The 15069-nt window shown below is 67.2% G+C and carries 14 protein-coding genes; 10 read left to right on the top strand and 4 right to left on the bottom strand.

The features are described 5' to 3' along the window. Positions 1-11: 11 nt before the first annotated feature. Entirely contained in the window at positions 12-467 is a 456-nt protein-coding gene (locus V5F84_RS07250) for a hypothetical protein (RefSeq protein WP_394046071.1), read from the bottom strand. Between the two features lie 48 nt (positions 468-515). Then, positions 516-1169, bottom strand: a complete 654-nt coding sequence (locus tag V5F84_RS07255; RefSeq protein WP_394046073.1) for a hypothetical protein — start codon at positions 1167-1169, stop codon at positions 516-518. A gap of 363 nt (positions 1170-1532) precedes the next feature. Between V5F84_RS07255 and V5F84_RS07260 the strand changes: the two genes are divergently transcribed. The 7 genes from V5F84_RS07260 to phoB all read left to right on the top strand — a co-directional run bounded on the left by V5F84_RS07260 (position 1533) and on the right by phoB (position 8823). Further along, the gene (locus V5F84_RS07260) at positions 1533-2870 is read left to right on the top strand and encodes an ATP-binding protein (protein ID WP_394046075.1); all 1338 of its coding nucleotides are present in this window, start codon (positions 1533-1535) and stop codon (positions 2868-2870) included. Between the two features lie 126 nt (positions 2871-2996). After that, positions 2997-4040, top strand: a complete 1044-nt coding sequence (gene pstS / locus V5F84_RS07265; protein ID WP_394046077.1) for a phosphate ABC transporter substrate-binding protein PstS — start codon at positions 2997-2999, stop codon at positions 4038-4040. A 574-nt stretch (positions 4041-4614) separates the two neighbouring features. Beyond that, positions 4615-5592, top strand: coding sequence for a phosphate ABC transporter permease subunit PstC (gene pstC / locus V5F84_RS07270; protein WP_394046079.1), 978 nt, complete (start codon positions 4615-4617; stop codon positions 5590-5592). A gap of 17 nt (positions 5593-5609) precedes the next feature. After that, positions 5610-6443 carry a phosphate ABC transporter permease PstA gene (gene pstA, locus V5F84_RS07275; RefSeq protein ID WP_394046081.1) on the top strand — a complete coding sequence of 278 codons (834 nt, stop codon included), beginning with the start codon at positions 5610-5612 and terminating at the stop codon, positions 6441-6443. Positions 6444-6543: 100 nt separating this feature from the next. Next, positions 6544-7368: a phosphate ABC transporter ATP-binding protein PstB gene (gene pstB, locus V5F84_RS07280; protein WP_394046083.1), complete on the top strand. Its 825-nt coding sequence runs from the start codon at positions 6544-6546 to the stop codon at positions 7366-7368. A 19-nt stretch (positions 7369-7387) separates the two neighbouring features. Beyond that, on the top strand, positions 7388-8116 hold the full coding sequence (gene phoU, locus V5F84_RS07285) for a phosphate signaling complex protein PhoU (protein WP_394046085.1): 729 nt from the start codon (positions 7388-7390) through the stop codon (positions 8114-8116). A 5-nt stretch (positions 8117-8121) separates the two neighbouring features. Beyond that, entirely contained in the window at positions 8122-8823 is a 702-nt protein-coding gene (gene phoB / locus V5F84_RS07290; protein ID WP_348844464.1) for a phosphate regulon transcriptional regulator PhoB, read from the top strand. Between the two features lie 521 nt (positions 8824-9344). Here the strand turns inward: phoB and V5F84_RS07295 are convergent. Then, on the bottom strand, positions 9345-9857 hold the full coding sequence (locus V5F84_RS07295) for a GcrA family cell cycle regulator (RefSeq protein WP_394046087.1): 513 nt from the start codon (positions 9855-9857) through the stop codon (positions 9345-9347). 336 nt (positions 9858-10193) lie between these two features. Here V5F84_RS07295 and V5F84_RS07300 point away from each other — a divergent pair, with 336 nt between their 5' ends. From V5F84_RS07300 to V5F84_RS07310, 3 genes are all read left to right on the top strand, one after another. After that, positions 10194-11402, top strand: a complete 1209-nt coding sequence (locus V5F84_RS07300) for an aspartate aminotransferase family protein (protein ID WP_394046089.1) — start codon at positions 10194-10196, stop codon at positions 11400-11402. Further along, positions 11399-12328, top strand: coding sequence for an ornithine carbamoyltransferase (gene argF / locus V5F84_RS07305; RefSeq protein WP_394046091.1), 930 nt, complete (start codon positions 11399-11401; stop codon positions 12326-12328). Before V5F84_RS07300 ends, argF begins: the two co-directional genes overlap by 4 nt. Positions 12329-12450: 122 nt before the next feature. Then, positions 12451-13521, top strand: coding sequence for an Hsp33 family molecular chaperone (locus tag V5F84_RS07310; RefSeq protein WP_394046093.1), 1071 nt, complete (start codon positions 12451-12453; stop codon positions 13519-13521). Between the two features lie 43 nt (positions 13522-13564). On the opposite strand, the gene V5F84_RS07315 is transcribed toward V5F84_RS07310, so the two are convergent. After that, complete coding sequence (locus V5F84_RS07315; RefSeq protein ID WP_394046095.1) at positions 13565-15061, bottom strand: TrkH family potassium uptake protein; 1497 nt, start codon at positions 15059-15061, stop codon at positions 13565-13567. Positions 15062-15069 lie beyond the last annotated feature (8 nt).

The following is a 15069-nucleotide window of genomic DNA, read 5'->3' on the forward strand; positions in this document are numbered from 1 at the left end:
CGTCACGTCTCTCAGGGCGCGAGCGCGGGTCCGACGCCGGGCGTGGGCAGCAGGCCGCCGCCGTTCGGCATCTTCATCGTGCGCGTGCCCGGGGGCAGGCGGAACAGGTCGGGATCCTGGGGGCCGCGCGTCAGCGAGAGCACCTCGAAGGCGAGGTGGGCCTTGCCCTGGATCTCCACTTCGGTGCGCAGCACGATGCCGTCCTCGGTGATGCAGGCGGTGGCCGGGCCGGTGAGCTGGGCAGCCTTCTCCACCTGCCAGAGGGTGCAGCGTTCTCCCGCGACTTCGGAGGTCCCGCCGCGCGTGCCCTCGCCGGCGAGCGACGCGATCTGGAAATCCGCCGGAAGATCGGTCTCGATCCCCATCTTCGGCAGGCTGGGGGAGACCAGGACCACCTTGCGGGTGTCGACATTGAGGAAGCCGAGCAGAGTTCCCGGCACCGCCGGATTGCTGATCTCCATGCGCATCCGGGCCTCGCCTCGGCGATGACACGGCCGGATGCCGCGTCACGTCTCTCAGGGCGCGAGCGCGGGTCCGACGCCGGGCGTGGGCAGCAGGCCGCCGCCGTTCGGCATCTTCATCGTGCGCGTGCCCGGGGGCAGGCGGAACAGGTCGGGATCCTGGGGGCCGCGCGTCAGCGAGAGCACCTCGAAGGCGAGGTGGGCCTTGCCCTGGATCTCCACTTCGGTGCGCAGCACGATGCCGTCCTCGGTGATGCAGGCGGTGGCCGGGCCGGTGAGCTGGGCAGCCTTCTCCACCTGCCAGAGGGTGCAGCGTTCTCCCGCGACTTCGGAGGTCCCGCCGCGCGTGCCCTCGCCGGCGAGCGACGCGATCTGGAAATCCGCCGGAAGATCGGTCTCGATCCCCATCTTCGGCAGGCTGGGGGAGACCAGGACCACCTTGCGGGTGTCGACATTGAGGAAGCCGAGCAGAGTTCCCGGCACCGCCGGATTGCTGATCTCCATGCGCATCCGGTTGCCCTGGCGGGCCATATCCACCTGCACCCGCCCGCCGAGCCTGGCCTTGAGCGCGAAATCCACGCTGGGGGTCGGAAGGGGCTCCGCCGCGACGGGAGTCCGTCCGGCCAGCATTCCGGCAAGGGCGAGAAGGCTCGCCGCGGCCCAGGTGCGGAGCGACGGGGCGTCGCCGTGCCGCTTGACCAATTTCATAAGAACTCGCCCCTCCTCGATACCGCCTGAATGCACGCGATACCATTCCGCGGCACGTGCGGGAAGGCGCGCGCCGCGCGCGAGCGCATCGATCTGATAAAGCCAAAGAAAAAAGCTGGAGGAATGCGCGCGAAAGCGCGCTGGGGCCTCCGCTGTCTTATTGTCTTCGTGCAGCCGCTACAGCATATGCCACCGGGATCGCTGCGTCGGACCTCAAAATTGTCTTGGGCAAATGTCGCGGGAGGAAACGCGCTTCATGTCTCGCCTGCCACTGCCGAAACGGCACGTGCTCTTCCGTCCCTCGGTGCCGGCGGTTTCCGCCCGGCGCGGCGCGGGGCGGCGGCCCCTGGAACGGTCGGGCTCATGATGCGCGGCGCAAGGCCGGGCCGCGCGGGCGCGGCGTCCTGGTTCACCTCCCTCGGCGTGCTGGTGGCGCTGTGCGCACTGTTCGGCGCCGGAGCGGCCTTCGATCTGATCGCGCCGCCGTTCGCGGCGCTCCTGGTGGTGTTGTTTTCCGCCTGTGCCTTCGTGGCGCTGCGGGCGCGCGCGGCGCCGCCGCCGATGCCCGCGGAGCCGCCGCGGGACGAGCCGCCCGCGCCGCCCCGCGTCGATCCGCGGGTGGAAGCGGTGGTGGCGGCGCTGCCGGAACCGGCGCTTTTGCTCACGCCGGGCGGCGAGATTCTCACCGCGAACCAGCGGGTCGCCCTCTCTGTGGGACCGGCCAAGGTGGGCGATCCCCTGTCGTTCCTGGTGCGCGTGCCCGAGGTGCTGGAGGCGGTGCGCGCGGGGGCGCAGGACGGCATCCCGCGCCGGGTCGAGTTCGGCGAGCGGGTGCCTCTCGACCGCTGGCTGGAGGCCCATGTGGTGCCGCTGCGTCTCGAGCCGGCGCGTCGCGGTCCGACCGCGCGGGACGATCGCACGCCCGATACGGTGCTGCTCACGTTCCGCGATCTGACCCACCAGCGCCGAATCGAGCAGATGCGCGCGGACTTCGTGGCCAATGCCAGCCACGAGCTGCGCACGCCGCTGGCCTCGCTCCTGGGCTTCATCGAGACGCTGCTCGGCCCGGCCCGCAACGATGTTGCGGCGCGGGAGCGTTTCCTCGGCATCATGGCCGCGCAGGCGCGCCGCATGTCGCGCCTGATCGAGGATCTGCTGTCGCTGTCCCGCATCGAGCTGAACGCCCATGTGCGGCCGGAAACCCCGGTGGAGCTGGGCGGCATCGTCGCCCATGTGTGCGACACCCTTGGCCCGCTGGCGCAGGACCGGGACGTGACGATCGAGGTCCGCCGTCCGCCGGAGCCGGTCTATGTCCTTGGCGAACGGGACGAATTGATCCGCCTGTTCGAAAATCTGGTCGAGAATGCGCTGAAGTACGGGGCCAATGGGCACCGCGTGGAAGTGGCCGTGGGCATCGAGCGGGCCGGAGCGCCGGCGGCGGTGGTTTCGGTTCAGGATTTCGGCCCGGGCATCTCGCCCGAGCACCTTCCGCGCCTCACGGAACGCTTCTACCGGGTGGATGTGGCGGTGAGCCGGGACCAGGGCGGAACCGGGCTGGGCCTGGCGATCGTGAAGCATATTGTGGCGCGTCATAGAGGGCGCCTGGGGATCGAGAGCCGGCAAGATGCCGGTGCAACTTTTACGGTCAGGTTCGATCTCGTGGATGTACCCGAAAAAATCGCTGTAAAATCAAAGGTGTGAAGCGTCATCGCGCTGTCACGTTGGGGTCATAGAACCGTGTCGCCGGACCGTTACAGTTAACCGGCCCAATGTTGCGTCGCGGCAGACAGCCGACGGGCGACACCTATTGGTCAAGGAGAGAACCCCGTGAAGCTCACCACCGCTCTTGGCGCAGCGATTGCTGTTGCCAGCTCCCTTTTCGCTGGCGGCGCTTTCGCCATCGATATCAATGGCGCTGGCGCGTCGTTCCCGGCCCCCGTCTACCAGACCTGGGGCGCCAAGTATAAAGAGAAGACCGGCAACGGCCTGAACTATCAGTCCATCGGCTCCGGCGGCGGTCAGAACCAGATCGTCAACCGCACGGTCGATTTCGGCGCTTCGGATGCTCCGATGGCGTCCGACAAGCTCGCTTCCGCGAACCTGCTCCAGTTCCCGGCCGTGATCGGTTCGGTTGTCGCCACCGTCAATCTGGACGGCGTCGAGACCAACCAGCTCAAGCTCACCGGCCCGGTGCTCGCCGACATCTATCTCGGCAAGATCACCAAGTGGGACGACAAGGTCATCGCCGACCTGAACCCCGGCCTGAAGCTGCCCTCCACCGCGATCGTTCCCGTCTATCGTTCGGACGCTTCGGGCACGACCTACATCTTCACCAGCTACCTTTCGGAAGTCTCTCCGGAATGGAAGTCCAAGGTGGGCGCTGCCACCTCGGTTCAGTGGCCCACGGGCGCTGGCGCCAAGGGCAATGAAGGCGTGACCGGCAACGTGAAGAACACCAAGGGTGGCATCGGCTACGTGGAGTTCATCTACGCCGCCGCCAACAAGCTCGTGGTGACCCAGCTGCAGAACAAGGCCGGCAAGTTCCTGTCGCCCGAAGTTCCCGCCTTCATCGAAGCCGCTGCCGCGGCCGACTGGGCCGGTTCCAAGGACTTCGCCGCTTCCATGATCAACACCGCCGGCGCCGGCGCGTGGCCGATCGTGAGCCCGACCTACATCCTTCTGCCGAAGAACCCCACCAATGTGGACGCTTCGCGCGAAGTGATGAAGTTCTTCGACTGGGCCTACGGCAAGGAAGGCAGCGAGATGGCCGAGAAGCTGCACTACATCCCGCTTCCCGAAGCGGTTGTGGAGCGCGTCAAGGCGGCTTGGAAGTCTGAAGTGAAGGCTCCGGACGGCAAGCCCGTTTTCTGATCCCTGATCGCGAGGCCCCCGCCTTTTCCGTGAGGAAGAGGCGGGGGCTTTGCCCGGTTCAAGCTGCCGGTACGGCAGCCTCGGTGAACGGTGCGTAGGATTTCCACTGTTTAGGACGTCCGCCAAGGCGGCCGGGCACCGGTTTCTCGGAAAGCTGCGCCGAAGGCGCGGCCGGCTCGACACGTCGCCTGCTGAAGATTGCCGGCACGAAGATGCTGGTCAGGCGCTCGATGCAGGGCATTTGGCGGGCCGGCGGCATCGGGTGCGGCAATTTTGGTGCGGTAATTTTGGTGCGGTAATTTTGGGTGCGGTAACGCGGGTGTGGGGCGCGGGCGGTTCGGCCCGGTGCGAGCCGCAGGACGGTGCGCCGGGGGCTGGTTCGCGGCGCGTATCCCTGTGACGGGCACAGCCCGGCACAAAGCGAATTCGATCGGGGTCCGGCATCCGGCCGGCATCCTGGAAGTGATGGATTTCGAGGCGATGGTGCGCGCGGCAGCCGTGCGCGTGTCGCCTGCGCGATCTGTTTTCATGAGCGCGAGCTGTGCGGCGCGCGGGATTTGGGGATCATCGGGCGATGGACGCAACGGTCGATAAACTGAGGTCGGACGGGATCATTCCCATCGGCGAGGCGAAGGGCGTCGGGGCAATCGCCGATCGCATCTTCGTCGCCGCCCTGTGGGCGAGCGGGTTCTTCGTCCTGATCCTGCTGGGTCTGATCATCGCCCAATTGTTCGAAGGCGGCCTTCCCGCGCTTCAGCATTTCGGCCTGGAATTCCTCTGGTCGTCCGCCTGGAACCCGGTGACCGAGAATTTCGGCGCCCTGGTGATGATCTACGGCACGATCTTCAGCGCCGTGATCGCGGTCATCGTCGCCCTGCCGCTTTCGTTCGGCATCGCCTTCTTCCTCACCGAGATCGCCCCGCAGCCCCTGAAGCGCCCGATCGGCGTCGCGGTGCAGCTGCTCGCGGCGGTGCCCTCGATCATCTACGGCATGTGGGGCTTCTTCGTGATCGTCCCGCTGGTGGCCGCCTATGTGCAGCCGCCGCTGATCGAATGGCTCGGCCCCCTGCCGGTCATCGGCGCCCTGTTCATGGGGCCGCCGCTCGGCTCGGGCATGCTCACCGCCGGCGTGATCCTGGCCGTGATGATCATCCCCTTCATCACCGCCATGTTCGTCGAGACGCTGGAATCCGTGCCTCCGATGCTCAAGGAATCCGCCTACGGCGTCGGCGGCACCACCTTCGAGGTCTATAAGAACGTCTCGGTGCCCTACGGCAAGACCGCCATGGTCGGCGCCGTGATGCTGGGCCTCGGGCGCGCGCTCGGCGAGACCATGGCCGTCACCTTCGTGATCGGCAATGCGACCCGCCTCTCGGCCTCCCTGTTCGCGCCCGGCGCGACCATCGCCTCCACCATCGCGAACGAGTTCCCCGAAGCGTCGATCGGCTCGCTGAAGCTGACCTCGCTGCTTCAGCTGGGCTTCATCCTGTTCGTGATCTCGTTCATCGTCCTTGCCCTGTCCCGTGCGCTCGTGCGCTCGCGGCTTGATTGATCCGGGAGGCAAACGTCATGGCATCCCTCGCAGCACGCCGCGCCAAGGACTATACGGTCAAGGTCGTCTCCACGGGGTTCGCGGTGTTCGCGATCTTCCTGCTGGCCTGGATCCTGTGGACCCTGATTTCCCGGGGTCTTCCGGCCCTCAACCTCAATGTGTTCACCAAGGTGACGGCGCCTCCCGGCCAGGGCGGCGGCCTGCTGAATGCCATCGTCGGATCGCTGATCCAGATCGGCATCGCGCTGGCCATCGGCGGTCCCATCGGCCTGTTCGCCGGCACCTTCCTTGCCGAGAACGGCAAGGGCACGAAGATCGGCTCCGCCGCCCGCTTCGTGAACGACATCCTGCTCTCGGCGCCTTCGATCCTGGTCGGCCTGTTCATCTACCAGTTCCTGGTGGTGCCGTTCGGCGGCTTCTCCGGCTGGGCGGGTGCCATCGCGCTGGCGATCCTGGTCATTCCCGTGATCGTGCGGACCACCGAGGACATGCTGAACCTGGTTCCGGTGGGCCTGCGCGAAGCGGCGTTCGCGCTCGGGGCGCCGCAATGGAAAGTGGTCATCATGATCACCTGGCGGGCGGCGCGCGCCGGCATCGTCACCGGCATCCTGCTGGCGATCGCGCGCGCGGCCGGTGAAACGGCGCCGCTGCTGTTCACCTCGCTCGGCAATAATTCCTGGTCGACCGATCTCAGCAAGCCCATGGCCAGCTTGCCAATCGCGATCTATCAATATGCCGGAAGCCCGTTCGACGACTGGGTGTCGCTGGCCTGGGCCGGTGCCCTGCTCATCACCGTGGGCGTTCTGGTTCTGAACGTCGTGTCCCGCCTGGTGCTGGCACGCACGCACTGAGCCGGCACCCTGAGATCACCGCCCAGAGGGCGCCCAAGATCACCGCCCGGGCCGGCAGCAGGCCGGCCCACCGGGCGACCAGAGACCGAATGAGGCTGACATGAACTCTGCAGTGGATCCGACCTTCAATATCTCCTCTTCCGTCTCGGCCAAGCCCGATGCGGTCCAGGCGCCGACCAAGATCAAGGTGGAGAAGCTCGATTTCTATTACGGGCAGAACCACGCGCTGAAGAACATCAATTTCGAGATCCCCGAGAAGCGCGTGACCGCGATGATCGGGCCCTCGGGCTGCGGCAAGTCCACCTTGCTGCGCGTGTTCAACCGCATGTACGACCTTTATCCCGGCCAGCGCGCCGAGGGCGGCGTCATGTTCGACGGCGTGAACATCGTCGGCAAGGAGCTGGACCCCACCGTCGTGCGCACGCGCATCGGCATGGTGTTCCAGAAGCCCACGCCGTTCCCCATGTCGATCTATGACAACATCGCCTTCGGCGTGCGCCTGCACGAGAACCTCAACAAGGCGAAGATGGACGAGCGGGTGGAAAGCTGCCTGCGCAAGGCCGCCATCTGGGAAGAAACCAAGGACCGCCTGCACACCTCGGCGCTCGGCATGTCCGGCGGCCAGCAGCAGCGCCTGTGCATCGCCCGCACCATTGCCGTGCAGCCGGAAGTGATCCTGCTGGACGAGCCGACCTCCGCGCTCGACCCGATCTCCACCTCGAAGATCGAGGACCTGATCGACGAGCTGAAGCAGGATTTCACGATCGTCATCGTGACCCACAACATGCAGCAGGCGGCGCGCTGCGCCGATATCACCGCCTTCTTCTACCTGGGTGAGCTGGTCGAGGTCGCGCCGTCCGACGTGATCTTCACCAACCCCAAGCAGATCAAGACCCGCGATTACATCACCGGCCGCTTCGGCTGACCGAGCAAGGATCTGCCAGATGTCCGACCATACCGTCTCGGCCTTCGACGCCGAGCTGAAGGAGATCGGCCGCAAGGTCGTCGAAATGGGTGGCCAGTCGGAGCGCATGGTGGCTGACGCCGTCAATGCCCTGATCCGCCGCGACACCGCTTCCGCCCAGCGGGTGATCCTGCTCGATGCGAGCGTCGATCACCTCCAGCGGGAGATCGAGGAAAAGGCCATCATCTGCATCGCCAAGCGCCAGCCGGTGGCCAGCGACCTGCGCGATGTGGTGGCCTCGATCCGCATCGCCTCCGACCTGGAGCGCATCGGCGACCTCGCGAAGAACGTGGGCAAGCGCGTCCTCGCCATCGAGGGGGAATATCACCCCCAGAAGCTGGTGCGCGGCGTCGAGCACATGTCCGACCTGGTGCTGGAGCAGCTCAAGGAAGTGCTGGACGCCTACGCCAGCCGCGACCAGGCGAAGGCCGTGGACGTGTGGGTGCGCGACAGCGGCATCGACACCATGTACACGTCCCTGTTCCGCGAGCTCCTCACCTATATGATGGAAGATCCGCGCAACATCTCGGTGTGCACGCATCTTCTGTTCTGCGCCAAGAATATCGAGCGCATCGGCGACCACGCGACCAATATCGCGGAAACCATCTATTACATGGTTTCGGGACAGATGTTGTCCGAAGAGCGCCCGAAGGCGGATGTCTCCAGCGAGACGACCGTCGCTTTCCCGGGGCATAGCCTTCAGGGGTAAAATCCGTGCCTGCGCGTATCTTGATTATCGAGGACGAGGAACCGCTGACCCTTCTGCTCCGCTACAATCTGGAGTCGGAAGGCTATTTCGTCGAGAGCGTCGGACGGGGCGATGAGGGCGAGACCCGGTTGCGCGAAAGCGTGCCGGACCTCGTCATCCTCGACTGGATGCTGCCCGGATTGTCGGGCATCGAACTGTGCCGCCGCCTGCGCACGCGCCCGGAAACCGAGCGGCTGCCGGTGATCATGCTCACCGCCCGCGGCGACGAGACGGAACGCGTGCGCGGCCTCGCCACCGGGGCCGACGATTATGTCGTCAAGCCCTTCTCCGTTCCCGAGCTTCTGGCGCGGGTGCGGGCGCTGCTGCGGCGGGCGAAGCCGGAGCATGTGGCGACCCTGCTGCGGGCCGGCGATATCGAGCTGGACCGGGAGACCCACCGGGTCCACCGGTCGGGGCGCGAGGTCCATCTCGGGCCGACGGAATTCCGCCTGCTGGAATTCCTGATGCAGAGCCCCGGACGGGTGTTCTCCCGCGAGCAATTGCTCGACGGCGTCTGGGGACAGGACGTCTATATCGACGAGCGCACGGTGGACGTGCATGTGGGCCGCCTGCGCAAGGCGATCAACCGGGGCCGGCAGTCCGATCCGATCCGCACCGTGCGCGGCGCCGGCTATTCCTTCAACGAGATGTTCGCCCGCGTGCATTGAGCGCCAGGGGCCAGACGCGGCGGGCGCCGGCAGGTCGATCCCTGTCGCGCTCGCACCCCCGGCAAGCCGCCGGATGCTCTGCGGCGCACATCGCCAAGATCATTATTTCGCGAAAAGTGATGGCGCGCAGGCGCCGGCCCACAGGCGGGGGGCAAGGCGCAAATCCTGGCCCGGCCGATGCGCCTGGCCGGCTGTCCGTTTCGTATGATGCGATCTTCGCGCAAATCGGGTCGCTGCGGCTGGTCGCCCATCGCGGCACGCCATCTCGCGCGGCGGGCAGGGCCCCTTTGGCGTTTCAGCAGGGCCCAGCCGGTCGCTGGCAGACCCTAAAATGGCTTCGACGCCCGGGCGAGCGGCGCGCCCTTCTCGAAAGACCCGCTCCGGGAACGCCTTCCCCGATTGGGCCGAGGCCCACGCCGGTCGTTCCCCGCCTCGCATGCCCGGCGATCTGCTCCGGGGTCCTTCCTTGCATGTGCCGGCAAACGCTTGCGCCGGCACATGTCGTTCCCGGTGCGCGCCGCTCAGATGCGGGCGACGCGACGGTCCCGGCGGCGATCCTGCGTGGGCTGGTAGGCCATCCGCGCATGGGTCGTGCAATAAGGCATGCCGGTGAGGCTGCGCCCGCCGCAGAAATAGAAGCTTTCCGTGCCCGGCTCACCGATCGGCCAGCGGCAGGTGCCCTCGGTGAGGTTCATGATGGTGCAGCGCTGGCCCATGGCGACCACATTGCCGGCGGAGGCCGGGCGCGGCGCGGGCTCGGGCGCCACGAAGGCTTCCAGCGCGGGGGCGAGCGCGGTGTTGCCGATGGTCTGCGGCTGAGGCGCGGGCTTGTGTGCGGGCGCTTCCGGCCGCGCCTTGCGCGGGCGAGCCGCGGGAACCGTTGATTTCGCACGGCCGGAGAGGCCGAGGCGGTGCACTTTTCCGATCACCGCATTGCGGGTGATGCCGCCCAGCTCGCCGGCGATCTGGCTTGCGGAAAGCCCTTCGCCCCAGAGCTTCTTCAAGAGTTCGACGCGCTCGTCGTTCCAGCTCATCGCTCTCCTCCTTCGACTCTTCTCCCGCACCCAGGCGCGCCATTGCACGCGGGTTCGCAGGGCCCAACGTCACTTGGGGAACAGGCCTGCACGACATGTCGTGGTCGGCCACGAGCAAACTACAATATGCACGCACCCGCGCACAGAGTCGGAATGCATTCCCGCGCCGTTGTCCCCAAGTCGTTACAATCAGGTTAACGGCTGCGCTCTGTTGACCTCACGCGCGCGATCATTAGAATCCCTTTTTGTCGGGCCGCCCCGCGAGGGCGGCCTTTGGCGTTTCTGATGTCCGGCGAGACGCTGTGCGTTTCGCCCCACCCCAAGAGGAGGGGTTCCGTGATCACCCCCGTTCTGCCGACCTACGCGCGCATCGACCTCGTTTTTGAAAGGGGAGAGGGCTGCTGGCTCGTCACGACGGACGGGCGACGTTTTCTCGATTTCACCGCCGGCATTGCGGTCAACATCCTCGGGCACGCCCATCCCTATCTGGTCTCGGCCCTGACCGAGCAGGCGGGAAAGCTCTGGCACACCTCGAACCTGTTCCGCATCGTCGGTGGCGAGCGCCTGGCCGAGCGGCTGAAGGCCGTGACCTTCGCCGATACCATGTTCTTCACCAATTCCGGTGCGGAAGCGCTGGAGTGCGCCATCAAGATGGCGCGCCGCTACCAATATGTGATCGGCGCTGAGGCGAAGAACCGCATCATCGCGTTCGAGGGCGCGTTCCACGGGCGCACGCTCGCGACCATCGCCGCCGGCGGCAATGCCAAGTATCTGGAAGGCTTCGGCCCCAACATGCCGGGCTTCGACCATGTGCCGTTCGGCGATATCGCGGCGGTGAAGGCCGCCATCGGGCCGGAGACCGGGGCGATCCTGGTGGAGCCGATCCAGGGCGAAGGCGGCGTGCGCGTGCCGCCGGCGGATTTCCTGCCCCAGCTGCGGGCGCTCTGCGACGAGCATGGCCTGCTGCTGATCCTGGACGAGGTGCAGTGCGGGGTCGGGCGCAGCGGCACCCTGTTCGCCTACCAGACCTCCGGCATCCTGCCCGACATCATGGCGGTGGCGAAGGGCATCGGCGGCGGCTTCCCCATGGGGGCGTGCCTCGCCACGGAGAATGCCGCCCGCGGCATGACGCTCGGCACCCACGGCTCCACCTATGGCGGCAATCCGCTCGCCATGGCGGTGGGCAATGCGGTGCTGGACGTGGTGCTGGCGGACGGTTTCCTCGACCGGGTGCAGGCGGTCTCCGCGCTGCTCGTGCGCACCCTGAACGAGATCAAGGACCGTCATCCCGCGGTCATCGCCGAGGTGCGAGGTGAAGGGCTCCTGCTTGGCGTGAGGGCGCAGGGCCCCGCCGCCGAGCTGGTGCTCGCCCTGCGCGACGAGGGCCTGCTGGCCCCCGGCGCCGGAGACAATGTGGTTCGACTTCTGCCGCCTCTCATCCTCAGCGAGGAGGAGATCGCCATTGCCGCCGAGAAAATCGAGGCCGCCTGCCTGCGGATCGAGAACGGCCTTGCACTGGCGTCGGCGAAGGGAGCCGCCGAATGAAGGACAATGGCGTGCGTCATTTTCTCGATCTGTCCGACATCCCCGCGGTGGAGCTGCGGCGGGTGCTCGAATTGTCGAAGGATCTCAAGGCCAAGCGCAAGGCCGGCACGGCGGAGCGGCCGCTTGCCGGCAAGTCTCTTGCGATGGTGTTCGACAAGCCGTCCACGCGCACCCGCGTGTCGTTCGATCTGGCCATGCGCCAGCTCGGCGGCGACACGGTGATGCTCACCGGCGCGGAAATGCAGCTCGGGCGCGGCGAGACCATCGCCGATACCGCCCGCGTCCTGTCGCGCTATGTGGACGCCATCATGATCCGCATCCTCAGCCATGAGGACCTGGTGGAACTGGCGACCCATGCCACCGTGCCGGTCATCAACGGGCTGACCCGGGTCTCCCATCCCTGCCAGGTGATGGCCGACGTGATGACCTTCGAGGAGCACAAGGGCCGCATTGCCGGGCGAAAGGTGGCCTGGACCGGGGACGCGAACAATGTGCTCGCCTCCTGGATCCATGCCGCCCATAGCTTCGATTTCGAGCTGAACGTGGCCACCCCGAAGGAATTGTCGCCGCGCCAGGCGCTGAAGGACTTCGTCAAGAAGACCAAGGCCCGGGTGAAGTTCACCCGCGATCCCGAAGCGGCGGCGGAGGGGGCGGACTGCATCGTCACCGATACCTGGGTCTCCATGGGCGACAAGGAGGCGGAGCGGCGCCACAATCTCCTGAAGCCCTATCAGGTGAACCGCGCCCTGATGGCGCGCGCGGCGCCGGACGCCATCTTCATGCATTGCCTGCCCGCCCATCGCGGGGAGGAAGTGACCAATGAGGTGATGGACGGCCCGCAATCGGTGGTGTTCGACGAGGCCGAGAACCGCCTGCATGCCCAGAAGGGCATTCTGGCCTGGTGCTTCGACACGCCCGCAGCCTGAGTCGCGGTGCCGGGGGAGGGGAAAGCCCTTCTCCCCCGGCCGGGCGCGCGCGGCGCCCGAGAACATCCAAGCGGCGGCGGTCGAAGGCCCGGCCCCTGGCCGGGCGGTGGGAATGAGGGACCATGACCAAGGACACACATCCCGAACCGCGCCTGGAAGCGCCCGACAATTCGGTGCTTCCGTTCCAGGTGGACGCGCTCGATATTCGCGGCCGCGTGGTGCGCGTCGGATCCATGCTCGACGCGGTGCTGGTGCATCACGATTATCCCGATGCGGTGAAGCGCGTGGTCGGCGAGGCCGTGGCCCTGACGGTGCTGCTGGGCTCCTCGTTGAAATTCGAGGGCCGCTTCATCCTCCAGACCCAGACCGACGGTCCGGTGGACATGGTGGTGGTGGATTTCGTCAGCCCCGACAAGGTGCGCGCCTATGCCCGCTTCGATGCCGAGGCGGTGGCGCAGGCGCAGGCCACGAACGCCGCCGCCCCGGCGGTGTTGATCGGCCGCGGGCATCTCGCCATGACCATCGACCAGGGCCTCTCCGCCAATCGCTACCAGGGCGTCGTGGCGCTGGAAGGCGACGGGCTGGAGGCCGCGGCCCATCAATATTTCCAGCAATCCGAGCAGATTCCGACCCGCGTGCGGCTCGCCGTGGGCGAGGAGATGCGGCCCGGCGGAGAGCCTTCGGCGTGGCGCGCGGGCGGCCTGCTGGCGCAATTCCTGCCCGCCGAGGCGGGCCGGGCGGCGCAGGGCGACCTGCATCCCGGCGACGCGCCCGAGGGCACGGAACAGCCGGACGTGCCCCTCGATGATGCCTGGATGGAGGCGCAATCGCTGGTCGGCACGCTGGAGGACGTGGAATTGCTGGACCACGCCCTGCCCAGCGAGGCCCTGCTTTATCGCCTGTTCCACGAACGCGGCGTGCGGGTGTTCGAGCCCCAGCCCATCGTCGCCCATTGCACCTGTTCGCGGGCGCGGGTGTTCGGCGTGCTGTCCTCGTTCAGCCGCGAGGAGCGTGCCGGCATGGTGCAGGAGGACGGGCGGGTCTCGGTCACGTGCGAATTCTGCGGCCGCGCCTATGGGTTCCGCGCCGAGGAAGTGCTGGCAGGAGACGAGGCCGCCGGCGCGCCGTCCCCCGGTGAAGCATCCCCCGGTGAATCATCCTCCGGCGCTGCTTCGGACGACCTCGCGTCCTGATCCGGCGCCGGCCCCGCGCCGCGGGCGGCATCGCCCTGCGCGGTCAGCGCACCCAGAAGCGCGGCAGCAGCAGCACCAGGACGGTGAGGATTTCAAGCCGGCCGAGCAGCATGGTCGCGGTCAGCAGCACCACCGCGCTTTCCGGCAGGCTGGAATAATTGCCCGTGGGGCCGACGATCGGGCCGAGCCCCGGCCCCACATTGGCGAGGCACGCCACGGTGGCGGAAAGCGCCGTGCGCACATCGAGGCCGATGCAGTTCAAGGTCGCCGCGACGATGATGAAGGTCGCGAAATAGAGGAAGACGAAGCCGAGCACCGAGGCGACGATATCGTCCGCCACCGGCGCGCCGCCATAGCGCAGGGGAAACAGCCCGTTCGGATAGGAAATCCGCTTGAGATGCTGCCGCACCGCCTTCGCCGTGATGGCGATGCGCAGCGCCTTCAGCCCGCCGGAAGTGGAGCCGGTGCATCCGCCCACGAACATCAGCACCAGGAACAGGGCGTCGGAGAGCGATCCCCAATTGGTATAGTCCACGGCCATGAAGCCGGTGGTGGAGATCAGCGAGGCGACCGTGAACAGGGCGCCGCGAAACGCCGTCTCCCCATGGGCCACGCCCTGGAAGGTCTGCTGGGCGAAGGAGGCGAGGGTGAACACCGCGACGACGCCCAGGAACAGGCGCACCTCGGGATTGGTGAACAGCCGCGTCGGATCGCCGGAAAGCGCGCGGATGTAGAGCGGGAAGGGCAGGCTCGCCAGCAGCATGAAGACGACCGCCACATAATCCACCGCCGGGTCGGCGAACACGACCAGCGAGGAATCGGAATTGGCGAAGCCGCCGCTCGACATGGTGGACATGCCGATGGTGAAGGAATCGAACAGATCGAGGCCCGCCATCTTGTAGCTGGCGATGCACAGGATGGTCAGCAGCACATAGGCCAGCAGCAGGCCCTTGGCCACGGCGCCGGCGCGCGGCAGGAATTTCTCCGATTTGTCGGAGGATTCCATGCGGAACAATTGCATGCCGCCGACGCTCAGCATGGGCAGCACGGCGATGGCGATCACCACGATGCCCACTCCGCCGAACCAGTGCAGCAAGGCCCGCCACAGCAGGATGCCCGGCGTCTGCGCATCGAGCCCGGTCATCACCGTCGCGCCGGTGGTGGTGAGGCCGGACATGGCCTCGAACATGGCGTGGACCGGCGTCAGCCCGGCCTTGCCCCACATGAAGGGCAGGGCGGCGAAGATGGTCAGCACGATCCAGACCGAGGTGGTCAGCAGGAAGGCCTGGCGCAGGTCCAGCCGGCGGAAGTTGGCGCCGCGCCCGATGACGCACAGCAGAACCCCGACGAAGATGGTGACGGCCGAGGTGCCGACGAACACGTCCTGCTCGCCCGAGCGCACCGCATAATCCACCAGGGCGGGCAGCAGCATGGCCGCGCCGAGGATCACCACCACCGCGCCGAGCGCCGCGGCGATCGGCCGGGCGTCGAGCGGCTGGCCGGCTTCGGCGTGGATGGCGGGTGCCTTGGCCGCTTGCATGGGGGCTG

Source organism: Roseixanthobacter liquoris (genome assembly GCF_043195135.2).
GTDB lineage: Bacteria > Pseudomonadota > Alphaproteobacteria > Rhizobiales > Xanthobacteraceae > NCEH01.